The following is a 24846-nucleotide window of genomic DNA, read 5'->3' on the forward strand; positions in this document are numbered from 1 at the left end:
GCCGGAAAATGATGGGGGAATTATTCAAGTTAAAAAAAAGATCAAATAAATACATTCCGGCCTCTTTTCTTCTATTTTAAGGTAAATTCCAGCGTAAAGAAACAGCTACATAAAACGTACTGGCAAACTTAGGATCTGCAATTTTTTTCTCTTTAAAGATACTTTTGATTTTTCGCTCACTTTCTGTGAAGCTTCTTACCAAGGTTGACCCTCCTGTAACTCCTATGCTCAGCTTATCATTGAGCTTTATTTCCGGTCTTAGTCCTGCTGTGATCTGCTGATAACCAAACATTATAGATTCTCCGTCTTTCTTTCTTTCTACGGTCATTCCACTAAGGTTAACCACTGCTTTTAAGGTAAAAGCATCTGAAAACTCATATCCGGCTTCCGCACCTTCTGGGAAATTAATTCTGAACTTGACCTTCCCGTTGGTTTTCCAGTCGAAATAAATCCATGGCAGAACCATTGGAACCCCAAATGCCGTCGTAAGCACCGGACCTCCACCCAAAGCAAGATTCGGACTAAAATGCCTGATAAATACGATACCTCCCTGCCCCAGCACATCATCAAAGCTTACTTTTTCCATATCAGTATATACTCCTACTGAAGCCATCATCATCATACTCCATTTCTTTCCTAAAGGTCTTACATGCTGTAATCCGACCTGTGCGTTCAGCATCTGCTCCGGAAATAACGGAGTTTCGTAGTTTTTGTGTGACATTTTTGCATAAGACCCACTCAGCAGCATAGACCATGCTTTTACCTTCCCTTCTTTGTCTTTTTTTACTGATAATGGAATGCTGAGGTTCAGATTTACTCTTTTAAAATCACTTTTGGAATTGGTTTTCACACTGTCTTCCGGGCGGATATAATTGGAGGACGGAATGTATTCTGTTTTAAGTTCTGCAGAGATTCCCGATTGTGCATTTACCCAATACCCTAACGGCAGCAGACAGCAAAAAGCCGTCAAAAGGTTTCTTTTCATATTCTAAATTTTATGCAAAGAGAACCTTTTGACTATTTTTTACAAAAATTACTTGATTAAGTGTCTAATTAGTATGACCAATAGAAGCAATGGCAGGATAAACATTTTCATTCGGAAGAGGAATCGGAAATTTAGCAACTTTCAATAATATCTATTCTTTCCCCTTCCCTACTCATTTAAGCAACAGATTGCTGTACTGTAGTCTTTTTACTTTTAAAAATCTGATATCCAAACCATACAGCCACCACCGCCATTCCGGTGCGTGTAACCACCATCGGCATAATAGAATCTGCTTCCAGGAAACCCAATAATCCCGAAATTAAAAAGGTTACCATAAGCTGCATGAATCCTAATAATGCTGCAGCAGTCCCTCTTCCCTCTTTAAAAGGAGATAAAGCGTGTGCCGAAGTAATAGGAAACAGAATTCCTATGGCCAGCAATGATAAATACAGCATTGCTATTTCCAATGCTACAGAAAGACTTCCTGCTGCAATCAGAATATGCAGTGCACATACCAGTAACAACATTAATGTAGCTCCAAATAAAAGATCTGAATTACTGATTCTTTTAATCAGTCTCGGAGTAATATAAGCCGCAGTTATCAGGGCTAGTGAATTAAATGCAAATATAAAACTGAAAGTCTCACTGGAAAACCCGTGAAGTTCCATAAATAAAAACGGAGCATTTGAAATATAAATAATCAGAGAAGCAAACGCAATACTTCCAACCATTGTACTGTTGATAAACTCTTTGTTGGAAATAATCATTTTCAGCTGATCTTTTAACCCTTTTTCATCAACTCGTTCATGATCAGGAAGGTTGATTCTAGTATTCGTTTCCGGAACATATTTGTATACCATAAAGAAGGTAATGAGTCCCATGATACATAAAAACGCAAATGAACTGTTCCAGCCCCAATATTTCAGAAATACACTTCCCATCAAGGGTGCTACAATAGGGGCAATTCCACTGATCTGAGATTGCTGCGCAAAAATGGTTACTGATTTTTGTTTATCATAAAGATCAATAATAATTGCTCTTCCAATAACAATCCCTGCACTTCCTCCAAAAGCCTGTAAGAAACGCATAGCCCATAAAACGTAAATGTCTGAGGTAAAATAGATGGCTGTAGCTCCTATGATAAAAAGGAGAAGCCCGCAATATAACATCGGTTTACGACCTGTTTTGTCTGATAAAGGTCCCCATAATAATTGTCCAAAAGCAAATCCGGCAAAGAAAACAGAAATAGAAATCTGAATATGCCCGATATCGGTTTTAAAAATTTCAGCCATGCTCGGAAAAGCAGGAAGATAAAGATCTATACTTAAGGATTCTAACGTGTTGAGTAATGCTAAAATAAACACTACAATACCTAACTTCTTCATAAATTGTAAGCCTTCACAGGCGATTTTTTTTCAGGATGCAAAATTGCCTTAAAAAGCAAAAAATTACAATAAAAGAACTGAAGGAAGTATAGGACAAACTGAAGATTTAAATACAGAAACAAATGAAAACAATCAGTTTAGGCTTATCAAAATTGTAAATACTGAAGATTATCTTTTTTCATTATTCTTAAAATAGTCAGGGTTTTGACCGGTATGTTTCTTAAAAAACCTTGAAAAATATGAAGCATCGTTAAAACCGAGTTTAAAAGCAATCTCTTTCACAGTGAGCGCTCCAAAACTTAGTTCTCTTTTGGCTTCCAGGATAAGGCGTTGGGCAATCATTTTTTTTACTGTTGTTCCCCTCAGAACACGCACAATGTCATTAAGGTGATGGGAGCTTATCTTCAATTTTTCAGCATAGAAACTTGTTTCTTTGTGCTCTATATAATGTTTCTCAATGAATCCTATCAGGTCCTGAATTCGCTGACGGTCATTCAATAAAGGTTCCTGAGATTTAATTTGTTCTCCAATGATGATACAAAACGCTTTCAGATAGGCCTTTAAAAGTTCTGTCCTTGACGTTGCTTTGTATTCCTGCTCAATCAATGAAAGGATTGTACTGCATGTTTTCTCATTTTTAGGGTCTAAAAAAAACGGAAGCACTCCTCCGGTAAGTACAGATTCAATATCACAGGCTTCGTTGAAGATTTCACGGCTTATGGCCATGGCATATCCTTCCTCTCCTTCTATTTTCATATTGAAAGCCTGCCCTGGTGCAATAATACAGATTTGATTGTTTTCAAGTGTATAGCTTTCAAAATCCAGTTCTAAACAACTATTGTCATACACCTCTCTGAACCAGATAATTTCAAAAAAATTATGCCGGTGAACATCATGAAAATTCTCTGGACCAGCCGCACTCAAAGTGCTCATCTGAAATTTTTCAGAAGTCAGATGATGCATTGGTATTTCTTTTTCTGGTATAATCATTAATGTATTTTTTAATCGTTACTCTATAAACAAAAACCACAGCAAAAAAAGTGCTGCGGTTTTCTACAATATTTAAAATTAAATAATTTTATCCGTTCTGGTTTCCTAAAAAGGCATCCCATCCCTGAGCAGTAAGAGCGACCAATTGGTTTGATCCTCTTGCTACCATAAAGTTCCCTTCTTCTTTTTCAACAGCATGTCCTATGATGGTAAAGTCAGGATGATTTTTAATTTTATCAAAATCGTCTGGTGAAATTGTGAATAGTAATTCATAATCTTCACCGCCGCTTAATGCCGTCATTACAGGATTTAAGTTCATTTCGTCTGCGGTAGAGATGGTAAGGTTATCCAACGGTACCTTTTCTTCATACAGTCTGAATCCTACTTTAGACTGATCGGAAAGATGAAGGATTTCAGAAGCTAAACCGTCTGAAATATCAATCATGGAAGTCGGTTTAATATCCAACTCTTCCAGAATTGCTTTAACATCTGTTCTTGCCTCAGGTTTCAATTGTCTTTCCAGGATATAATCATACCCTTCCATTTCCGGCTGCATATTCGGATCTGCAAGGTAAACAGCATGCTCTCTTTCCAGAATTTGCAGTCCCATATAAGCTCCTCCTAAGTCTCCTGTTACCACAAGAAGATCATTAGGTTTTGCTCCACTTCTCTTCACGATATTTTCATCCGCTTCAATTCCTACTGCTGTAATGCTCATTACCAATCCAGAGTTGGAACTTGTGGTATCTCCACCAATCAGGTCTACTTTATATCTTGCACACGCAGCCTGAATTCCTGCATAGATTTCTTCCAAAGCCTCTACCGGAAAACGGTTGGAAACTGCTAAAGAGACCAAAATCTGTGTAGGAACCGCATTCATAGCTGCAATATCACTCAGATTTACAACTACTGCTTTATAACCTAAATGCTTTAATGGAACATACCCTAAATTAAAATGCACGCCTTCCGCCAGAACATCCGTAGTAAGAACTACTTTTTTATTATCTGGGTTAATCACTGCTGCATCATCTCCTACTCCAAGCTCCGAAGATTCATTGGATAGAGGAAAATGCTCAGTCAAATGCTTAATAAGACCGAATTCTCCTAATTTAGAAATGGGCGTCAGCTCCTGGGATTTATCTTCAAACATAAAATTTCTTTTTTGTACAATGTTCACGGCAAAATGGTATAAAGCTTTGGAAGTCTGTTATACCACTGAACTCTGAACTTTAAACGTTGAATTACTTTGTAAATTCTGCCGGATCAACATTGTGTGGATGAAAAGGAAACTTTTTAAAGTCTTCTTTTGATAGTACCACAGTTTCCGGTGTTTTGTATTTATTCATTGCTTCCACCACATCATCTGGTGGTGTTGTCATTTTTCTTAACATCATATCGATCCAAACTCCCGTAGCTTCGGCAGTAGCACAGTGTGCCCCATCCGGAGTGTAGAATTTATGAACGAAACGATAGATAGCAGAGTCATCTGAACATCCATCTATTTCTACGCTTACAATAACTACCTGATCAGCATAGATCTCCTTGAAGAAAGAATATCTTTCGTGCAGGATAACAGGACCGATTCCCCATCTGCTTAATTGGGTAACCCCCATTTTCTCTTTGGTCATAAAAGCCATCCTGGCTTGCGCACAATATTGTACATATGATGAATTGGCTAAGTGCTTATTGGCATCAAGGTCGCTCCAACGCACTTCAAATTTATGGTAGAAAATCATACTGAAATCGTTTTGGGTATAATAAAAAATTATAATCTTCAAAAATACTCAAATAAGATGGTTTATAAAAATTGTACTTTTGAAAAAATAATCTTCAGCATAGGATTACCCATACATGAAACAGATCATTATTATCGGAGGTGGTGCTGCAGGCTTTTTCTGCGCATCCAACCTTGACGAAAAGAAATATAAAATTACGATTTTAGAACAGAACTCAGATGTCCTTCAGAAAGTTAAAATTTCCGGAGGGGGACGCTGTAATGTGACCCACGCCTGCTTCGATCCAAGAGAACTGGTACAGTTCTATCCTCGTGGAAACAAGGAATTATTGAGCGTTTTCACCAAATTTCAACCGGGTGACACCATGGAATGGTTCGATCAGCGCAATGTTCCGTTGAAAATAGAAAATGACAACAGAACTTTTCCTGAAAGCAACTCTTCACAGACCATCATCAATACCTTTTTGAATGAAGCTCAAAAGAAAAATGTGGTGGTGCAGACAAAATGCTCTGTAAAGGAAATTGAAAAACAGGATGAAAAATATCTTGTAAAAACCAATTCCGGAGATTTTGAGGCAGATTATATCGTATATAGTACTGGAAGCTCCCCTAAATCTTTAAAAATTGTAGAGAATCTAGGTCATAAGATTGTAGACCTTGTTCCTTCTCTTTTTACGTTTAATATCAAAGATGAACTTTTAAAAGATCTTCCGGGAACAAGCTTTGAAAACGCAGGAATTTCTATTCCTAAGCTGAAAACCGATGAAAGCGGACCTCTATTGATTACCCATTGGGGACTTTCCGGACCTGCTGTTTTGAAAATTTCTGCATGGGAGGCTATAAGTTTGGCCAAGCTTAAATATAATTTTGAAATTGAGGTTAATTTTATTTCGATTGATTTAGAAGATGCCGAGGAAATGTTCCATAACTTTAAACAGAGCAATCCTAAAAAGACCATCGGACAATCGAAGATTTTTGATATTACGAATAGATTCTGGCAGAAAATTCTGGATATTTCAAAGGTAGATCTCAATAAGCAGGTAGCCAATATTTCAGGCAAGGAGATGCAGAAAATCCTTGAAAACTTATGTAAGAAAAAGTTTCAGGTAACCGGAAAATCAACATTTAAAGACGAATTTGTAACGGCAGGAGGTGTTGATTTAAAGGAAATTAACTTTAAGAACATGTCTTCAAAACTTCTTCCCAAATTTTATATTGCCGGAGAGGTATTGAATATAGATGCTGTAACAGGCGGATTCAATTTTCAGGCCTGCTGGAGTGAAGGTTGGTTGATTGCACAGGATTTAAATTCCCTATAAAAAATCACTAAAAATAAGGATAACGACACATGAAAAAATTAATATTTCTATTATTTACGTTTGGGTTCACATTGTGTTTTTCTCAGGCAAAACAGGACCCGGCAGAATCCCCTGTAAAAGATTACACCAATAAAGCAGATATAAGACCTGAATTTCCAGGAGGAATTGCTGTATTCAAAACACTCATTATGAGTAAATTAAATTTTAGTACCATTACAGACTCAGCAAACTCAGAGATACGGTTTCTAATTGATTCCAAGGGAGAACTGAGCTCTGTGACAGCGAACGGAGAGCAGGAAAGCTTTAATAAAGAATTGATACGGGTCATCAATACCATAAACAAAAAATGGGAGCCCGCAGTTTATAAAAACAAACCTGTAGACTATTGGTATACCCTTCCAATGTCGATAGATTTTGATTAAAATATGGGTATGCTTTCAGCCAAAAGAAATATCACTTTTTTCAAAATCCTGCTCATCATAGGATTTATATATTTCTTTTGGCTGATGGTTATGATTACTCTGGAATATATTCCTTTGAATCCTAACGTTAGCTTCCTGATGATTAAACAAACTGAAGTGGAGCACAGGCCGGAATATCTCTATTTTTTCTACGCTCATGTGTACACCAGTATTTTTGTACTTCTTTCAGGGTTTCTTGCAATACTCCGAAAAGATTTCAGGCTAAAAAATTTCCACAGAAATATAGGAAAGCTCTATATTCTTCTTATATTGTTTTTGGCTGCCCCTTCTGGAATTTATATGGGATTTTTTGCCAATGGAGGACTTTTTTCAAAGATTTCATTCGTTATACTGGGCTTTTTATGGTGGTTTTCTACCTTCAAAGCTTATCAGCTGGCCAGACAGAAAAGGTTTAAAGAACATAAGCAATGGATGTGGCGGAGCTTTGCTTTTACATTATCAGCCATCACATTACGGATGTGGAAAGTTATTATCGTATATTTATTTCATCCCAATCCTATGGATGTTTACCAAATCATTGCATGGCTGGGATGGATTCCCAATATCCTTTTAATTGAATATTTAATCACAAAAAAACAGATATGAAAATTTTAAATTACACCTTTATTTCTCTTCTTGCAGCAGTGCTTATTAGCTGTAAAAAAGATGGAAAACCGAATGAATCCAACAAAGATTCCCTAACAGCAAAAAAAGACTCTGTGGTCATTCCTGAGATCCATAAGGAATATTACGGGATTTACACCGGTGATTTTGCAGGAATGGAAAAAATAGTTGACGATGTAGATGGCTCTGAATATAATGAGAGCGTCTACAAAAAAATTTCTCTAAAAATCAACAGGATTACCAAAGACAGTGTGTATGGACAAAGCATTGTGAATGGAAACCAACGCCCGGTAAGAGGAGTTTTTAATGAAACGTCAAAATCTTTTGTACTGGATGAGCCGGGTAATGATAAAACAGATGGCAGATTTGAGGTAAAACTGAGTGGAGATAGCTTAACGGGAAAATGGAATGCCTTCAACACAAAAGGAGTAAAAGCTCCTCTAAAATCACTCAAACTCATTAAAAAGGAATTTGTTTATAACCCCAATTTTATGCTTGATCCGGATTCAAACCTGGTAGACTGGAATAATCCTAAGTCTTTTGTTGAGAAGTACACAGATAGTGATGGGAAAACCGAAAGCTATACAACATCAAAAAATCGGGTAGCTTCTGATGCCGTCTTTAAGCTGAATGCCTCTAAACAAAAACTCAATGAAAAAGACCTTAAAAACTTAAGAAAACTGGATCTGGAAATTATCAAGAACTCCGTATTTGCAAGACATGGATATTCCTTTAAAAAAGAAACTTACAGGGATTTCTTTGAACAGACCAATTGGTATATTCCGGTTTCCAATAATGTAGATAACGAGCTTTCCCCTATGGAAAAAGATAATGTGGCACTCCTGAACAAATTTATTAAATATGCTGAAGATAAATATGACAGCTTTGGAAGATAGAAAAAACTAGGAGTTTGAAGGTGAGATTAAGTTTTCTTTTTTTGTCAGCTTTACAAACACATAGAGGAATACACAACCTGCGACATAACACAGAATATCAATCCAGGAAAAAGAATTTCCAATCACAATATACATCAGGCTTCCAGGACGGAAGCCTAGTTTTTCCGCAATATTGAAATATTGGGCAAACTCTACGAAACAAGAAAAAATTAAAATTCCAAGAATAAGTTTTTCATTATTAACTCTGAAAAAGCTTTTCACAAAAGTATAAAGAAGTATGACAACAATGACATCTCCAAGATAAGCTCTTACAAAGAAAATATCCTTTAATTTTGTTGCGATCAGTACCTCAACAAGGAAAATAAAAATTGAGATAAGGAGATATTTCAGGCTAAATTGGAATTTCATGTGTATGTTTTATTAAAAGTTAGGACATAAAAAATCGGCATTCATTAAAAACACCGATTTTTATTCTGACAAATATATTATTTCTTTACCTTGATTGTACAGCCGATAGCAACCGTTTTTGTCATTTTTAATGGTTCACTTTTTATTAGAGCATTTACCGCGTCCTGAGCATAGTATTCTGATACATCATTAGGATTATCATAATTGTTATCAATAGCGCCTATATATTTTACAATATTCTTCCCGTTTTCCTTCTGTAGTATAAAAACATGCGGAGTTTTGGTAGCTCCATACTGCGGATAGATCTTCTGCCCTTCGTCCACCAGATATGGAAAAGTAAATCCTTTTTGTTTCGCTCTATCTATCATCTGCTTGTAGCCGTCTTCAGGCTGTACATTTGGATCATTTGGATTGATTGCTATGACCGGATATCCCTGATCTTTATATTTCTTATCAAGCTCAATGATTCTGTCTTCATACTTCTTGGCATACGGACAATGGTTACAGGTAAAAATAACAATGAACCCCTTGGCTGTTTTAAAATCACTCAGGGAAACCATTTTTCCATCAATATTTTTAAGCTTAAAGTCAGTAGCCTCATCTCCCACTTCGTAGCCTTTTACAGCTGAAATACTTTCTTTTTGAGGTTTATTTTTATCGTGATTCATTGTTGTAAAGCTTAATAAGCCTAATCCAGCGATAAAAGCTGCCATTAAAATTTTCAGATTTTTCATAATCAATTATTTATTGTAGATTTTCAGTAATTGTTTTCCCAAGATCCTCTTTACTCATTTCTCCGTCATTGAAATATACTTTTTCTCCGTTTTTATAAAAAATTGTTACAGGAATATTTCCATCCCACTTTTTTTCAAATCTTGGAATCCAGATATTCATTCTTTTAATATCATCTAAAAGCACAACTTCAGCGGTCAGATTTTTGTTTTTAATGAATTTTAAAACCCTTTCTTTATCTACCAGCCTGTCTAGTGAAACCAGAATCATCTTAAACTTAGAATTACCGGCATATTGATTATTGATTTCCATAAAATGAGGAAGCTCTTTCACACAAGGAGCACAGGTGGTTGCCCAAAAATTAACGACCAGAAACTTATTTTTCTCCGATTGGATTTTCTTTTCCAGATCTTCGTATTTCAAAACAGAAATTTCGGTCTGCTGAGCTTTATATAGTGTGCAGAACATAAAGATTGCAAGGAGTGTTAATAAATTCTTCATCTTCAAATTTAATAAAATAATGTAAATCAAAAGTATACAAAACATAATCACTTCGAAACATCTCCTTTCCCTCTCTAAAACATACAACAAAGCTTAAGTCTCTCTTTTTTATTATCTTACATTGACATCTTTTTCACGATCAATAGAATTATTTGGATAATTTTGTATATTTGAATACAATCAAAACAAATTATTATGAAAAAATCAACCATTCAAAAAAAGAAGCTTACTAAGAGAGAAATGAAATCAATTAACGGAGCAGGGCCTATCTGTCCGTTAGTATTCAGCTGTACTGACAGAAATACAGGAGAAGAATTATATGGAGTTTATGGCATTCAGGATGGACCTTGCTGCTAGTTACAGATTAATAATACCCAATTAAGAAATATGAAAAAATCATTCACTCAAAAAAAGAAGCTTACCAAAGCTGAGCTCAAGGAGATTAGCGGTGGGGCTAAGGCCAACTGTGCAGAAGACCTATGCAAACTTAGAGGAGTAAGCAGCCATTTTATGATTATCGGTCCTAGAGGTAAAGACGGATACTGCTGTTAATCAAGTTTAAATATTAAGAATAAAAAATGATTGGATTATCCTCCAATCATTTTTTTTATGGCGTTGAGCTTCATTAAAGCTTCAATCGGGGTCAAAGTATTGATATCTATCTTTGTAAGCTCTTCCCGAATATTCTCCAAAACCGGATCGTCCAGCTGGAAGAAAGAAAGCTGCATATTTTCTTCGGTTACCCTTTTGATATTTTCTGAAGCTCCCCCTTCCTGGCTTCTACTCGCCTCAAGGGTTTTAAGAATTTCATTCGCTCTGTTTACTACTTTGGCAGGCATCCCGGCTAATTTAGCCACATGAATACCAAAACTATGCTCACTGCCCCCTGGAACCAATTTTCTCATGAAGATAATATTCCCTTTGTTCTCCTGAATAGAAACATGGAAATTTTTTACTCTTTCAAAATTCACAGTCATCTCATTCAGTTCATGGTAATGAGTCGCAAATAAAGTTTTAGCCTGTGTAACATGCTGATGAAGATACTCCGCAATAGCCCATGCAATGGAAACCCCATCATACGTAGACGTTCCACGCCCAATTTCATCCAAAAGAATAAGGCTTCGTTCTGATATATTATTCAAGATATTGGCTGCTTCATTCATTTCCACCATGAAAGTAGATTCTCCTGCAGAAATATTATCTGTAGCTCCTACTCTTGTAAAGATCTTGTCCAGCAGCCCGATTTCCGCATATTTAGCAGGTACAAAACTTCCAATCTGAGCTAAAAGACACACAATAGCTGTCTGACGCAAAATCGCAGATTTACCGGCCATGTTGGGACCAGTAACCATGATAATCTGCTGGGAATCTTTATCCAGGAAGATATCGTTCGGAATATATTTTTCTCCTAACGGAAGCGCATTTTCAATGATCGGGTGCCTTGCTTCTTTCAAATCAATAGCATAGCCGTCATTTAAGATAGGCTTAGTATAGCTTTCTGACACTGCTAGCTCAGATAGCCCTGCAGCAACATCAATCTGGGCAATAATACTAGAGTTTCCTTGAATCTGATCAATGTAAACCATAGTTTCAGCACATACATTTCTGTACAGTTGGCTTTCCAAAGCGCCTATTTTTTCTTCAGCACCCAGAATCTGGCTTTCATATTCCTTTAACTCTTCAGTGATGTATCGTTCTGCATTCACAAGTGTTTGTTTTCTCACCCAGTCATCCGGAACTTTGTCTTTATGAGTATTTCGGACTTCAATATAGTATCCGAAAACATTATTAAAATCAATTTTAAGGCTTGTAATACCTGTTCTTTCAATCTCTCTCTGGCACATTTCATCCAGAAATCCACGTCCTTTGCTCTGAAGATTTCTCAATCGGTCCAGTTCTTCAGAAACCCCATCTTTTACTACGTTTCCTTTGGCAATACTTACCGGAAGTTCTTCATTAAGGTTATTTTGCAGGAACTTGATCAGTTCTTCAAGATCAAACAGAGGCTCTAACCATGCCAGTACATCCGCATGAGGATGCAATAATGCTTTAATTTTATGAATATTGATTAAACTTTGACGCAGATGCCCTAATTCCCTAGGCGAAATTTTCTCTGCAGCCAGTTTCCCCATCAATCGGTCAAGATCGGAAATTGACTTTAATAGCTGCCCTATTTCATATTTAAGATGATCGTTTTCGTTTAAGAAATCAATCAGGGAAAGTCTTCTCGAAATTTCATCAACAGATTTTAAAGGAAGAATAATCCTTCTTCTTAGCAGCCTTCCTCCCATTGGGGTTGAGGTTTTATCAATAATATCCAGCAATGATTTTCCTTGTGGGTTGCTTGGATAAATGATCTCCAGGTTTCTTAATGTAAAATTATCCATCATCAGATAATCTTCCTGTGGAATGATCTGAAGTTTGGTGATATGAGAAAGTAAATTATGGTGAGTATCTTCTACAAGATATGCAAAAATAGCTCCTGCTGCAGTAATAGCTAACGGAAGAGCTTCCACTCCAAATCCCTTTAAGGAATTCGTTTTAAAATGATTGGTTAATTTCTCGTAGGCAAAACTGTATTGAAAAGCCCAGTCTTCCAACTTAAAGGAATTTTTATTCTTAATTTGCTCTGGAATCTGTACACTTCTCTGGAAAATGATTTCACTGGGATCAAAAGTATTGACAATATGCAATAGCTTTTCAAGATTACCCTCACTTACTAAAAATTCACCCGTAGAGATATCTACTAAAGCAATTCCATATTTTTCCTTTTCTTTATGAAGGGAAAGCAGGAAGTTATTTTTTTTGGAATTTAAAACCTGGTCATTGAAAGTAACCCCTGGAGTTACCAATTCTGTAACGCCTCTTTTTACAATGCCTTTAACCATTTTGGGATCTTCCAACTGATCGCAGATAGCCACCCTCATTCCAGCTCTTACCAATTTGGGAAGATAAGAATCTATTGAATGGTGCGGAAATCCTGCCAATTCTACACTTCCTTCTCCGTTATTCCTTTTGGTAAGAACAATTCCCAGTATCTGAGAGGTCTTCACGGCATCTTGCCCAAAAGTTTCATAAAAATCTCCTACTCTGAAAAGCAAAAGTGCATCCGGGTATTTGCCCTTGATGGTGTTATACTGAGTCATGAGTGGAGTTTCCTTCTTCGATTTTGCCATAGTAAAAAATGAGCCCCAAATTTAAAAAAATAAATCCAGGGTTACAGAATTGTTTCACGGTTATCCCTGAATAACTTTTCTTTATCAGGAATTAATTGTATTTTCACCATAAAATCACATCCATGGAATTTCCTGTTTTAGAAACTGAAAGACTTATTTTGCGACAGCTTACCCTTAATGATACCCAAGATCTGTTCGAATATTTTTCTTTGGAAGAAGTCATGGAATATTATGATCTTGAAGCATTCAAATCTATTGAAGATGCCCAGCAAATTATTCAGCATTTCAACAGTGAATTTGAGAAAGAAAAAGGTTACCGTTGGGCCTTACAGCTAAAATCAGATGGTAAAGTAATTGGAACCTGCGGTTATCATAACTGGTACAAAGAACATTTCAAAGCTGAAATTGGATATGAACTCAATCCTCTTTACTGGAGACAGGCTTATATGAAAGAAGCCATTCTTCCTATTCTTACATTCGGTTTTGAACGTATGAGATTACATCGTGTAGATGCTTTTATTGATCCTGCTAATATTTCCTCCGAAAAGCTTCTGACCTCACTGAATTTTCAGGAAGAAGGAACCCTCAAGGACTATTTTTTCGAAAAAGGAAAATTTGTGGACGCTAAAATCTTCGGGTTGATTAATAAATAAGGCTGGAAGTTGAAAGAAGATGCTGGAGGGTAGAAACTTCTAATTTCCTTCCCTCAAATGTTTTTCCAAAGCTTCTGAACTCTTCTTATAGGCCCACTTTTGTTTATAATCTACCCATTTTGATTTAAACAGCTTACGCATAATCTTATCTGTATATCTCATGATAAAGACATGATACAGCATATTGGCAAACACATTGGGTTTATTGGGAAGTGCTCTTAATGATAATGAAAATCCAGGTTCAAGATATCGGTTGAAATGCCAGAATGCTCCAGGAATGAAAAGAGCATCTCCGTGTTCCATAAAGATTTCATATCCTTTCGCGTACTTCAGTGCCGGGAATTTTTCATAATCAGGATTCTCATAATCTACCTCATAGATAGTATGAACAGATAATGGAACTTTATATAAAAACGGCGACTGTTTCTGATCGAATAACAAAATTCTCTTTTTCCCTTCAAAATGGATGTGCATAAAGTCCCCCAAATCTACATCATAATGCATCAAAACATGAGCTTCACTTCCCCCAAAGAATAACGTAGGAAGCCTTTTAAAGAATTTTATCCCAAGATCAGGGTAGGTGAAATTTTTAAGCAGTTCCGGAAGTCTGTCTGTAATAATGTAGAAGAAAATCCTGAGATCTGAAGGTTTACTTTTTATCGTATCAATATAATCCCTCATTTTCATATTGGCTACCGGAGCATCGGAACTTTTAGCCGCATCAGCAGGTTTATTGTCATACAAAGGAACATCCTGGTCGCCTGCCTTCTCTCGGATATAGGCAAGATTCCATTGATCAAAAGCATCCCAACGGCTCGCAAAATTCTTGATTAAAAGAGGTTTCTGCTTTTTGAAATAATTCTTCTGAAAATCTTCTTTACTGATATCATTGACTACATCTACGTTTTCGAGGATCATATACTTTGTATTTAATGTGAATTAAAAATAGTGTTTTTTTGAAAACCGTAAAAATTAAGATAAAAGGTGGGAAGCCGGAAAAAGGAGGCCCGAGGTTAATGTTGGTTCAAAAAAGAATTCGGTTATAATAAAATTGACGGGATTTGTCAAAGACATTAAAAGCGTGATATCCCTGTTCTTTTGCTTCAATTACTTCCCTTTTCCAACTTCAGACTTCCTTACTTTATTAGCAGAGCTCGGATGAAAAATTTATATTTGTGGTATTAAGCGAATTTATGAGAGTCTATAACACGAAACATTTCCTTAAAATACTTTTCAGTTTACACAAAAGTGATACCCTGAAGATTCTTTTTCCAAGTATGATTATGGTTGGATTATATTCCTGGGGAATTCAGTATCTGGAAGTAGGATATTTTCACCTTACTGCAAAATCAGGCATCAGTAATGTAGGGATGATTCATTCCCTGCTGGGATTTGTATTGTCTCTTTTACTGGTCTTCAGAACCAATACTGCGTATGACAGATGGTGGGAAGGAAGAAAACTTTGGGGAAAGCTGGTGAATGATACCCGAAACTTTGCTATAAAAATCAATACCATTCTTGGAGATAACCGTCAGGATGCAGAACAGGTTTCAAGATATTTAAAATATTTCCCTCACTTTTTAGCCAAACACCTTTCTAAGGAATCTACCCGACTGGCATTGGACGGAGATTATTCAGAGATTGAAAAAACGTTGAAAAACCATGGGCCGAGTGAAATTATTATTCTTTTAAGTCATAAACTTAGCCAATTAAAAAAAGAAGGCAAGATTTCAGAGATTGAAATGCTGTATCTGGACACTCAGCTGTCAGGGTTTCTTGATGTATGTGGTGGATGTGAAAGGATTAAAAATACTCCTATTCCCTATTCTTATTCCTCGTTTATTAAAAAATTCATCATCCTATATGTACTTGCTCTTCCTATTGCTTACGTGATTACGATAGGGCTTTTCATGATACCTCTTACTGTTTTTGTCTATTATGTACTGATGAGTCTTGAAATGATTGCTGAAGAGATAGAAGATCCTTTCAACAATGATGAAAATGATATCCCAATGGAGACAATAGCCCAGAATATTGAGAAAAATGTTCATCAGATCATGAGCAAAAAATAAGAAATCAACCTTTAAAGGTTGATTTCTTTGAGTTCTCCGTCTTGTTTAATTTCTACAAACTTACTTTCTCTGTTGGCAGCATCGTAACCGTAGAAAAATGTGGAATAGATAGGGGATGAATACAAATAGTTACCCAATCCATTATAAGTATCTGTTGTTCCGGTCTGCTGCTGATAGCTTCCCGTTGCCGTAAAGTTCACAATCGTTTCGAGGTAATACTTGCCAGGCTTCAGTTTTTCAAATTTAAATCTCCCGTGGTCATCCGTTAAAGCCTCCACTCTATATTTAAAGGCCTCTTCAGACATATACACCGTTGTTTTTTTATTTTCATACTTCTTTCTCATATTATAAAACTCTTCGAAATAAGGAGTTACCGGAAAAAGCATGATGACTGTTCCTTTCGGAGCATAATGTTTCTGTCCTAGCAATGGTTTGATTCCCCAATTATTTTTTTGTTTGGTAGAAGCAACCCCTTCAATCGTTGAATTTCCGAATGCCAGCATATCACGGGCTAATTTTTTATCAAAGAAAGCTTGTGGATAATACGTATTTTGTGCTTGTGTATGCAAAAAAGCAAACATCAGTATAAATAAAGTGAATAATTTTTTCATAGTATATTTTTGAATCAAATATAAGTATTTTACTATTTTTGAAATAAAAATAGCTATGAAATACATTTTTCTATTGTTTTTTTCTTTTTCCATGATGGGACTGGCACAGAAACCTTGTGGATATAAAGACGGATTGCAGGAAGGAAGCTGCAAGGAATTCTATGACAACGGACAGGTAAAAAATACGGTCGAATGGAAGAAAGGGAAAAAAGAAGGGGATGCTGTTTTTTATCACGATAACGGAAAAGTAAACGCAAAAGGTGAATTCAAAAAAGATTTCAAAGTAAAAGAATGGGTTTACTATGATAAAAATGGAACGCTTACTGCTAAAGAAATATATAGAAATGGTGATAAAAATGTTTATGATAACAGCTTTACCGCTACTTTTTATTCTCCCAAAGGAGTTGTAGAAGAGGTTTCTAATTATAAATTTGCAAAACTGAATGGAGAAACCAAACTTTTTCATGAAGATGGAAAATCCATAAAGCAGACCGGATTGTATGATAATGGTCTTGCCACCGGAAAATGGAAAGTATTTTATCCATCAGGCAAACTACAGCGTGAAACAGAATTTGTCAATGATAAATGGAATGGCAACAGAATCCATTACCGTGAAGACGGAAGCATTGAAAAAACAGAGGTCTATAAAGACGGAAAATTAATCTCAACAAAATAATACAATTGGTACAGAAACTAAAACTGGAGGAACTGAACAGAATAGATGTAGAAACATTTAAGAAAGTTGAAAAAATTCCGTTGGTCGTCATTTTAGATAACATCAGAAGTATGCACAATGTAGGTGCTGCCTTCAGAACGGCAGATGCCTTTTTAATTGAAAAAATAATTCTTTGCGGAATTACTCCACAACCGCCCCATCGTGAAATTCACAAAGCGGCTTTGGGTGCAACAGAAAGTGTGGACTGGTCTCATGAAGAAGACACCAACAATGCTATTGCAGATCTGAAAAGCAAAGGATATGAAATCATAGGAATTGAACAGACTACCGGCAGCCAGATGATTACAGATTTCACTATTGACAAATCAAAAAAATATGCTTTGATTTTAGGAAATGAAGTGGAAGGAATCAGTGATGAGGTACTCCCTAATGTAGATGTATTTCTAGAGATTCCACAGCTTGGTACCAAGCATTCTCTTAATGTAAGTGTATGTGGTGGAATTGTAATGTGGGAGTTTGCAAAAGCCCTAAAATAAAAAAACTGCATATGTCATTAGTAGACAGTGCAGTTTGAAATAAATCTAATAAAAAGTAAAAATGAAAGGCGACAAAGGTACCTTTTTTTTGTTTACAAACAAATTTTAACGGCATTTTTTTTGTTTTAACTTAAAAAAAGTCGTGTTTTCAGAAACAGTTTCGTTTAATTTTTTATAAATTAGCACAATGTTTATCAAGGACTATATCTCAAAAGATTTTCCATGTTTTAGCTTGTCGGACTCTATAGAGTCGGCAAGAAATACATTGGAAGCCTTCGGATATTCTCATATTTTCATCAAAAAATCCCACCACTTTTATGGAGCCCTTGCTAAGGACTTTTTATACGAAGAGGAAGGGGGAACTTTGAAGGATCTTGAGCATCAAATCGAACGATTTGCCATTTTGGATGATAATAATATTATGGACAGTATCCGTCTGTTTTATACGTTTAGCACCAATGTGATCCCGGTAATTAATAAGAGTGAAAAGTATTTGGGTTATATTACCTGTGATGATATTTTTCAGGACCTTTCCCGTTATCCCCTATTTTCAGAATCAGGAGCTATTCTTACGATAGAGACGCCTGCCAGAAAATACTCAATGACGGAAATTGCCAATATTGTGGAAAGCAATAATTCGAAATTTTATGGGGGATTCATTAGCTTTATGTCAGATGAGGTCATTCACATTACCATCAAGATCAGCAATGAAAACTTAGCCTCGATAGACTCAACTTTTGACCGGTACGACTACAGAATTGTTGAAAAATACTATTCTGATGAGAAATCCGATCTGTTTAAAGACCGCTTCGGTTTTTTCCAAAAATTTATAGAAATATAACATGAAGGCAGCCATATATTCTCAGAAAAAAGATCTTGATACTTTTTTATATTTAAGCAAGTTTATCTCTGAACTTGAAACCAGAGGTGTAAAATCTGTTCTGTATGATGAAATGGCTGAAGCACTTCAGTTTTCAAAAATTTTCGAAACGTTCAATAATAAACAGGACCTTTTAGATAAGGAGGTAGATCTTTTCTTTACCTTCGGGGGAGATGGAACCATTGTAAATTCCCTTACATTTATTGAAGATCTTGAGATCCCAGTCGTAGGTGTAAATACCGGAAGATTAGGATTTCTTGCCTTTTTTACCAAAGAAGAGGCCTTTAAAGAACTGGATTCTATCTTAAAAGGAGATGTAAAAACAAGCCGTCGTTCAGTCATTGAAGTGGTTTCTCCAAATCTGGAAGGATCTTTTCCTTATGCCTTAAATGACGTAACGATTTCAAGAAAGGAGACCACCTCCATGATTACGGTAGATTCTTATATTAATAATGAATTTTTAAATGTATTCTGGGGGGATGGAGTGATTATCTCCACTCCTACCGGATCTACGGCTTATTCTTTAAGCTGTGGCGGCCCCATCATTTCTCCGAATAACGAAAACTTCGTCATCACTCCTATTGCCCCTCACAACCTGAATGTGAGACCTTTAGTAGTAAACGATAAAGTGGAAATTAAATTCAGAGTAGAAAGCAGAGTCCCTCAATATTCATTGTCTTTAGACTCCAGACTGATCCATATTGAAACCGATAAGGAAATCATCATCAGAAAAGCAGACTTTCAGCTCCTTCTGGTACAACCGAACAATTTGAGTTTTTACGAAACCATCCGTCAGAAGCTGCTTTGGGGACGTGACAAAAGAAATTAATGATTTCTTAAAAATGATTACCTTTACACGAAATTAAGCACCTAATAAATTTATAATAAAAAGTAAAACATGAGCAGAATTTTTCCGGCAGGAGTTGCCACAGGTCAGTTAGTTACTGATATTTTTCAGTATGCTAAAGAAAACAAATTTGCATTACCTGCAGTAAACGTAATTGGATCAAGCAACATAAACGCTACAATGGAAACTGCAGCGAAATTAAACTCTCCTGTAATTATTCAGTTTTCAAACGGTGGAGCGGCTTTCAATGCAGGAAAAGGATTAAGCAATGACGGACAAAAGTCTGCAATCTTAGGAGCTATCGCAGGAGCAAAACATATTCATACTCTTGCAGAAGCTTACGGAGCAACTGTAATTCTTCACACAGACCACTGTGCAAAGAAATTATTGCCTTGGATCGACGGATTAATGGATGCTAACGAAGAATTCTTCAAGCAGACAGGAAAATCTCTTTACTCTTCTCACATGTTAGACCTTTCTGAAGAGCCTTTAGAAGAAAACATTGAAATTTCAGCTCAATATTTTGAAAGAATGGCTAAGCTTCAGATGACTCTTGAAGTAGAAATCGGAGTAACGGGTGGTGAAGAAGATGGTGTTGACAACTCAGACGTTGATAACTCTAAATTATATACTCAACCTGAAGATGTAGCTTATACTTATGAAAAATTAAAAGCTATTTCTGATAACTTTACGATTGCGGCTGCATTTGGTAACGTACATGGAGTTTACAAGCCAGGAAACGTGGTTCTTACCCCAAAAATCCTTGACAACTCTCAGAAATATGTTCAGGAGAAATTCGGAACTGCTGATAAGCCAATTAACTTTGTATTCCACGGAGGTTCAGGATCTACTTTGGAAGAAATCAGAGAAGCAATCGACTACGGAGTAATCAAAATGAATATCGATACTGACCTTCAGTTTGCATATACAGAAGGGGTTAGAGATTATATGGTAAACAATATTGATTATTTAAGAGCTCAAATCGGAAACCCTGAAGGTGAAGAAAAGCCAAACAAAAAATTCTATGACCCAAGAGTTTGGGTAAGAAAAGGTGAGGAAACTTTCTCTACAAGATTGGTACAAGCATTTGAAGATTTAAATAACGTAAATACTTTAAAATAAGAACTGTACATCTGTATCAATGTAATACGTATTCCTAATGAATATAATTACATTGGTACATTTTACATTTATACATTAATACAATTAAAAATGGCATTCGACTGGTTTAAAAGAAAAGCAAAAAACATTACCACCTCTACTGATGAGAAAAAGGACGTTCCCAAAGGTCTATGGCATCAGACTCCATCCGGAAAAGTTGTGGAACATGATGAATTAAAGAGAAATAGTTATGTTTCTCCTGAAGACGGATTTCATGTAAGAATAGGAAGTGCGGAATTTTTTGACATCCTTTTTGACGGTGGTAAATTTACCGAACTGGATGCCAATGTTGAAAGTATTGATATCTTAAACTTCAAGGATACAAAACCTTATAAAGACCGTTTAAAAGAAGTAAAAGCAAAAACAAAACTTACAGATTCTATCAGAAACGCTGTAGGAACTGTAAAAGGAACTGAAATGGTAGTTTCTTGTATGGACTTTGCTTTTATTGGAGGATCTTTAGGTTCTGTAATGGGTGAAAAAATCAGAAGAGCAGTAGACTACTGTATCCAGCACAAACTTCCGTATATGATTATCTGTCAGTCGGGAGGTGCAAGAATGCAGGAAGCCACTTATTCTTTGATGCAATTGGCTAAGGTGCAGGCTAAATTGGCTCAGCTTTCAGAAGCTGGTCTTTTATATATCGCTTACCTTTGTGACCCAACTTTTGGTGGAATTACAGCATCTTTCGCGATGACTGCTGATATCATCATGGCTGAACCGGGAGCATTAATCGGATTTGCAGGTCCAAGAGTAATCCGTGAAACCATCGGTAGAGACCTACCGGAAGGATTCCAGACCTCTGAATTCCTACAGGAAAAAGGATTTGTTGACTTCATTGTAAAAAGAACTGAAATTCAGGATACTGTAGCTAAAACTGTTAATTTATTAGCTGCTAAAGCATAGTTTCTGTAACAAAAACAATACAATCTCTCTCTAATTAGGGAGAGATTTTTATTTTATGAGGACTTTTAAAATATTTTTCAATACCATCAGGAGTATGAGTTTTAAGAAGATCATCCGTCTCTTATCACTGATTCTCCCCCATCCTCTTTTTGCCATACTCAGCTTTCATGCTACCGTTAAAGCATATACCATTGCACAGACAAAATTTCCCGCTACTGCCTCTAATAATGGGATAGGAAATGCTTTCAGGCATGCGCTCTGGTGCTGTTTCATTATGATGTATTGCAGCAAAATTTCTTCGCCTAAAAAAGCTTTGGACTTCTGTAAAAGAATGACCGATATGCACGAAGAACTTTTCCCCAATCAACCTCTGGAAACCAAAATGGATCTTCATAATAACAAGTTCGGAATGGATTATTTTATGGAGCTATTACCAGGAATCCACCGCCAGTTCTTTGAAAAAAGCTTTTTTATAGACGGATTAGTAAAAAAGATGGATGATGCCAAGGTGTTAAAAAATCTGGATGATGATTTTGAAGGACATCTTGTTTATCTGGAAGAGTAATTTTTAATAATATATAAATTTTATATTGCTCTTATGGGGTAGTCATGATGTTCTGTCATTTTTAATGTAACGAATTCAAATGAAGAATCTAAGGTATCATTGAGATTCTTTCTTTCTCAGAATTACAATGATGAGTGCCTGTTATTTTTATTTCAAACGCTAAAAATGCGCAAATAAACAATAAAACCTTGTGGTATTTTTCGTTCACAAGGCCACTTCATTCAGCAATGGTCTTTAATAATAATCTCTGCTGAATACTAACGTAAAACTTATATTTTCCAATAAAAACCTTTGTGAATTTTGCCTTAAAACAAATCTGTATAAAAACATAAGTCGAAATCAAAGATTTTCAAAAGCTTAAATACTTTTCAGCCATATAGTCCAAACTTTTTAAAAACTTAAATACTTAATTCTTTTGTGACTTTTGTAGTTTAAAGTATTTTTGATAAGTTTAAACAATTAAATCAATCGAATGGTTCTTAGCAGAATTTGGTCGGCTTTTATTATCATTGCCATTGCCATTGCCAGTATAAAATACATTTCATCAAGCCATTACAAAACCATTTTTAACGATATGGTGGTAGGAAAAGGCGGTGACACAGTGAAGATCACCTCCCAGCCTATGAATACCCTGTCTCCAATTGTGAAGGACAGCCTGATGAAAAAAAATGATTTTGCAGACAGCAGAATTCATTATAAAACAGATTCTTTAAAGCAAAATGTAAAAGTTTACCGTGTTCAGGAAGCTGATGGAGTTATTGGAACTTCAGAAACTGCAGTAAAAATATGTTTGGGTTTGATTGGAATCATGACCCTTTTTATGGGATTCATGAGTATTGCTGAAAAAGCAGGCGGAATTAATCTTTTAAGCCGGTTTATTCAACCTTTCTTTTCGAAACTATTTCCAGACATCCCCAAAAATCACCCGGCATTTGGCCATATGCTGATGAATTTCAGTGCTAATCTTCTGGGGTTGGATAATGCTGCTACTCCATTCGGACTGAAAGCAATGGAAAGTCTACAGACCTTAAATCCCAATAAAGATACTGCCAGTAATTCTCAGATCATGTTCCTGTGTCTTCACGCAGGAGGAATGACACTTATTCCGGTGTCAATTATTGCCATCAGGGCTTCGATGGGTTCCAAAACACCTACTGATATCTTCCTTCCTTGTATGATTGCCACCTTTACCGCAACTATGGCGGCTATGATTATTGTTTCTTTATACCAAAAAATCAATCTTCTTCGTCCAATAGTTATTGCTTATGTGGGGGGAATTTCAGCGATTATCGGATTATTAGTTGTCTATCTTGTACAATTGAGCAAAGACGAGCTTGATGACTTTAGCAAAGTATTAAGCAACGGGCTTATTCTTTTTATTTTCCTTGCGATCGTACTTGGAGCCGTGTATAAAAAGATCAACGTTTTTGATGCCTTTATTGAAGGTGCCAAAGAAGGATTTACCACCTGTGTAAAGATTATTCCTTACCTGGTTGGAATGCTGATCGCTATCTCCTTATTAAGAACTTCCGGAGTTTTCGATGTTCTTATTGACGGCATGAAATGGATCGCCAATGCAGCCAAACTGGATCCGAGATTTGTGGATGGACTTCCTACAGCATTAATCAAGCCTTTATCAGGTTCGGGAGCAAGGGGAATGATGGTAGACACGATGGCAACTTTTGGAGCAGACAGTTTCCAAGGGAAGTTAGCAGCCGTTCTTCAGGGAAGTTCAGATACTACATTTTACGTAATTGCGGTATACTTTGGTGCCGTAGCTATAAAGAACACAAGATATACGGTAATAGCCATGCTTCTGGCCGATTTGGTAGGTATTATTACCTCTATAGCGCTTGCTTATTTATTCTTTGCTTAATATAGTTGCTGGTTGTCAGTTGCTGGTTCTTACCGTTAAAAAATGATATATGAGCTACAATAAACTTGATATTTATAATATTGCTTTTGAATTGTTTATTGAAACACATCAATTGTCACTTCAACTACCAAAGTATGAACTATATGAACTTGGTAGTCAATTAAGACGCTCAGCAGACTCAGTTGTCACAAATATTGCAGAAGGCTATGGAAGAAATAATTACAAAGGAGACTTTATCAGATTTCTCACTTATTCTCAGGCAAGTTGTGATGAAACTGTATGTCACTTATCAAAAATCACAAGACTTTACCCAGAATTAAGCCAAGAATTTAAAGACAAATCTGAACAATATAGACTATTAGGAGGAAAAATAAATAATTTTATAAAATATGTTCAGCTAAGCTGGCGTACATAATCCAATAACTAGCAACTAGCAACTAAATTACCCCTTATGATTACAGATAAAGAATTCACATTAAGACTTATCCGCCAGCTCACTCAGGCATTAGAAAAACTCATACTGGATAAACCAGAAGAAAGTTTACTACAGAAAGAACTGGATTTTGATACTTTGATGCGGGATATTTTTAAGATGAACTTCGCAGAAGTATCTTCAATGACCAAAGAAGAAATGATTGCCCTTGTCAATGAAAGACAGGAAAGAGATCATAAAGATTATTATGAAATGCTTGGAAACCTCTTTTATTTCACAGGCAAACGTGATCAAAATAAAGATTTTCAGGATAAAGCAAAGACATTCTATGAACTATATCTTCAGACCAGTGGAATCTTTGCCCTTCCCGTTATCAACAGAATAAACGAATTAAAAAAAGCACTTGAATAAAGTGCTT

Annotated in this window: 28 protein-coding genes; 17 read left to right on the forward strand and 11 right to left on the reverse strand. The window is 36.0% G+C overall.

What is annotated here, in order from left to right:
* Positions 1-76: 76 nt before the first annotated feature.
* From NBX25_RS01120 to NBX25_RS01140, 5 genes are all read right to left on the reverse strand, one after another.
* Positions 77-985: a DUF6268 family outer membrane beta-barrel protein gene (locus NBX25_RS01120; RefSeq protein WP_123909466.1), complete on the reverse strand. Its 909-nt coding sequence runs from the start codon at positions 983-985 to the stop codon at positions 77-79.
* 176 nt (positions 986-1161) lie between these two features.
* The gene (locus NBX25_RS01125) at positions 1162-2370 is read right to left on the reverse strand and encodes a multidrug effflux MFS transporter (protein WP_250252445.1); all 1209 of its coding nucleotides are present in this window, start codon (positions 2368-2370) and stop codon (positions 1162-1164) included.
* A gap of 168 nt (positions 2371-2538) precedes the next feature.
* Entirely contained in the window at positions 2539-3360 is an 822-nt protein-coding gene (locus NBX25_RS01130) for a helix-turn-helix domain-containing protein (RefSeq protein ID WP_250252447.1), read from the reverse strand.
* 88 nt (positions 3361-3448) lie between these two features.
* On the reverse strand, positions 3449-4510 hold the full coding sequence (gene thiL, locus NBX25_RS01135; RefSeq protein ID WP_250252449.1) for a thiamine-phosphate kinase: 1062 nt from the start codon (positions 4508-4510) through the stop codon (positions 3449-3451).
* Positions 4511-4601: 91 nt separating this feature from the next.
* A complete protein-coding gene (locus tag NBX25_RS01140; protein ID WP_123909470.1) occupies positions 4602-5096 on the reverse strand; it encodes an acyl-CoA thioesterase in 495 nt (164 codons plus the stop codon).
* 115 nt (positions 5097-5211) lie between these two features.
* Here NBX25_RS01140 and NBX25_RS01145 point away from each other — a divergent pair, with 115 nt between their 5' ends.
* Genes NBX25_RS01145 through NBX25_RS01160 form a run of 4 tightly spaced genes read left to right on the forward strand, consistent with a single transcriptional unit; the run spans position 5212 to position 8395 of the window.
* Positions 5212-6414, forward strand: a complete 1203-nt coding sequence (locus tag NBX25_RS01145) for a BaiN/RdsA family NAD(P)/FAD-dependent oxidoreductase (protein WP_250252451.1) — start codon at positions 5212-5214, stop codon at positions 6412-6414.
* 29 nt (positions 6415-6443) lie between these two features.
* On the forward strand, positions 6444-6836 hold the full coding sequence (locus NBX25_RS01150; RefSeq protein ID WP_123909472.1) for an energy transducer TonB: 393 nt from the start codon (positions 6444-6446) through the stop codon (positions 6834-6836).
* 9 nt (positions 6837-6845) lie between these two features.
* A complete protein-coding gene (locus NBX25_RS01155; protein WP_250252453.1) occupies positions 6846-7481 on the forward strand; it encodes a DUF2306 domain-containing protein in 636 nt (211 codons plus the stop codon).
* Complete coding sequence (locus NBX25_RS01160; RefSeq protein ID WP_250252455.1) at positions 7478-8395, forward strand: YARHG domain-containing protein; 918 nt, start codon at positions 7478-7480, stop codon at positions 8393-8395. The genes NBX25_RS01155 and NBX25_RS01160 overlap by 4 nt, the downstream gene beginning before the upstream one ends.
* Before the next feature lie 6 nt (positions 8396-8401).
* Here NBX25_RS01160 and NBX25_RS01165 read toward each other — a convergent pair whose 3' ends face one another.
* From NBX25_RS01165 to NBX25_RS01175, 3 genes are all read right to left on the reverse strand, one after another.
* Positions 8402-8803 (reverse strand): ribosomal maturation YjgA family protein, encoded by a 402-nt coding sequence (locus tag NBX25_RS01165; protein ID WP_250252457.1) that lies wholly within the window; start codon positions 8801-8803, stop codon positions 8402-8404.
* Positions 8804-8880: 77 nt separating this feature from the next.
* Positions 8881-9537, reverse strand: a complete 657-nt coding sequence (locus NBX25_RS01170) for a thioredoxin family protein (RefSeq protein ID WP_250252459.1) — start codon at positions 9535-9537, stop codon at positions 8881-8883.
* 10 nt (positions 9538-9547) lie between these two features.
* Positions 9548-10036, reverse strand: coding sequence for a TlpA family protein disulfide reductase (locus tag NBX25_RS01175; RefSeq protein WP_250252461.1), 489 nt, complete (start codon positions 10034-10036; stop codon positions 9548-9550).
* Between the two features lie 195 nt (positions 10037-10231).
* On the opposite strand from NBX25_RS01175, the gene NBX25_RS01180 reads away from it, so the two are divergent.
* Positions 10232-10393, forward strand: a complete 162-nt coding sequence (locus tag NBX25_RS01180) for a hypothetical protein (RefSeq protein ID WP_164464421.1) — start codon at positions 10232-10234, stop codon at positions 10391-10393.
* A 230-nt stretch (positions 10394-10623) separates the two neighbouring features.
* Here NBX25_RS01180 and mutS read toward each other — a convergent pair whose 3' ends face one another.
* Entirely contained in the window at positions 10624-13212 is a 2589-nt protein-coding gene (gene mutS, locus NBX25_RS01185) for a DNA mismatch repair protein MutS (protein ID WP_250252463.1), read from the reverse strand.
* 122 nt (positions 13213-13334) lie between these two features.
* Between mutS and NBX25_RS01190 the strand changes: the two genes are divergently transcribed.
* Positions 13335-13865 carry a GNAT family N-acetyltransferase gene (locus NBX25_RS01190; RefSeq protein ID WP_250252465.1) on the forward strand — a complete coding sequence of 177 codons (531 nt, stop codon included), beginning with the start codon at positions 13335-13337 and terminating at the stop codon, positions 13863-13865.
* Positions 13866-13904: 39 nt separating this feature from the next.
* On the opposite strand, the gene NBX25_RS01195 is transcribed toward NBX25_RS01190, so the two are convergent.
* The gene (locus NBX25_RS01195) at positions 13905-14783 is read right to left on the reverse strand and encodes a cupin-like domain-containing protein (protein ID WP_123909480.1); all 879 of its coding nucleotides are present in this window, start codon (positions 14781-14783) and stop codon (positions 13905-13907) included.
* A gap of 275 nt (positions 14784-15058) precedes the next feature.
* On the opposite strand from NBX25_RS01195, the gene NBX25_RS01200 reads away from it, so the two are divergent.
* Positions 15059-15937 carry a bestrophin family protein gene (locus NBX25_RS01200; RefSeq protein ID WP_250252467.1) on the forward strand — a complete coding sequence of 293 codons (879 nt, stop codon included), beginning with the start codon at positions 15059-15061 and terminating at the stop codon, positions 15935-15937.
* 11 nt (positions 15938-15948) lie between these two features.
* Here NBX25_RS01200 and NBX25_RS01205 read toward each other — a convergent pair whose 3' ends face one another.
* A complete protein-coding gene (locus NBX25_RS01205; protein ID WP_123909482.1) occupies positions 15949-16548 on the reverse strand; it encodes a hypothetical protein in 600 nt (199 codons plus the stop codon).
* A 55-nt stretch (positions 16549-16603) separates the two neighbouring features.
* Here NBX25_RS01205 and NBX25_RS01210 point away from each other — a divergent pair, with 55 nt between their 5' ends.
* From NBX25_RS01210 to NBX25_RS01255, 10 genes are all read left to right on the forward strand, one after another.
* Positions 16604-17224, forward strand: coding sequence for a toxin-antitoxin system YwqK family antitoxin (locus tag NBX25_RS01210; RefSeq protein WP_250252469.1), 621 nt, complete (start codon positions 16604-16606; stop codon positions 17222-17224).
* A gap of 5 nt (positions 17225-17229) precedes the next feature.
* On the forward strand, positions 17230-17760 hold the full coding sequence (locus NBX25_RS01215) for an RNA methyltransferase (RefSeq protein WP_123909484.1): 531 nt from the start codon (positions 17230-17232) through the stop codon (positions 17758-17760).
* Between the two features lie 187 nt (positions 17761-17947).
* Positions 17948-18601, forward strand: coding sequence for a CBS domain-containing protein (locus NBX25_RS01220; RefSeq protein WP_123858458.1), 654 nt, complete (start codon positions 17948-17950; stop codon positions 18599-18601).
* Position 18602: 1 nt separating this feature from the next.
* Complete coding sequence (locus tag NBX25_RS01225; protein WP_068941078.1) at positions 18603-19469, forward strand: NAD kinase; 867 nt, start codon at positions 18603-18605, stop codon at positions 19467-19469.
* Between the two features lie 69 nt (positions 19470-19538).
* Positions 19539-20609: a class II fructose-bisphosphate aldolase gene (gene fbaA / locus NBX25_RS01230; protein ID WP_123909485.1), complete on the forward strand. Its 1071-nt coding sequence runs from the start codon at positions 19539-19541 to the stop codon at positions 20607-20609.
* Positions 20610-20699: 90 nt separating this feature from the next.
* Positions 20700-21554 carry an acetyl-CoA carboxylase, carboxyltransferase subunit beta gene (gene accD, locus NBX25_RS01235; protein WP_123909486.1) on the forward strand — a complete coding sequence of 285 codons (855 nt, stop codon included), beginning with the start codon at positions 20700-20702 and terminating at the stop codon, positions 21552-21554.
* A gap of 55 nt (positions 21555-21609) precedes the next feature.
* Positions 21610-22119 carry a DUF6973 domain-containing protein gene (locus NBX25_RS01240; RefSeq protein ID WP_123909487.1) on the forward strand — a complete coding sequence of 170 codons (510 nt, stop codon included), beginning with the start codon at positions 21610-21612 and terminating at the stop codon, positions 22117-22119.
* 472 nt (positions 22120-22591) lie between these two features.
* On the forward strand, positions 22592-23995 hold the full coding sequence (locus NBX25_RS01245; protein ID WP_250252470.1) for a spore maturation protein: 1404 nt from the start codon (positions 22592-22594) through the stop codon (positions 23993-23995).
* 49 nt (positions 23996-24044) lie between these two features.
* Positions 24045-24410, forward strand: coding sequence for a four helix bundle protein (locus tag NBX25_RS01250; RefSeq protein WP_250252471.1), 366 nt, complete (start codon positions 24045-24047; stop codon positions 24408-24410).
* A gap of 36 nt (positions 24411-24446) precedes the next feature.
* Entirely contained in the window at positions 24447-24839 is a 393-nt protein-coding gene (locus NBX25_RS01255) for a hypothetical protein (RefSeq protein ID WP_123858452.1), read from the forward strand.
* Positions 24840-24846 lie beyond the last annotated feature (7 nt).

This window comes from Chryseobacterium sp. Marseille-Q3244 (assembly GCF_940807095.1).
Classification (GTDB): domain Bacteria; phylum Bacteroidota; class Bacteroidia; order Flavobacteriales; family Weeksellaceae; genus Chryseobacterium.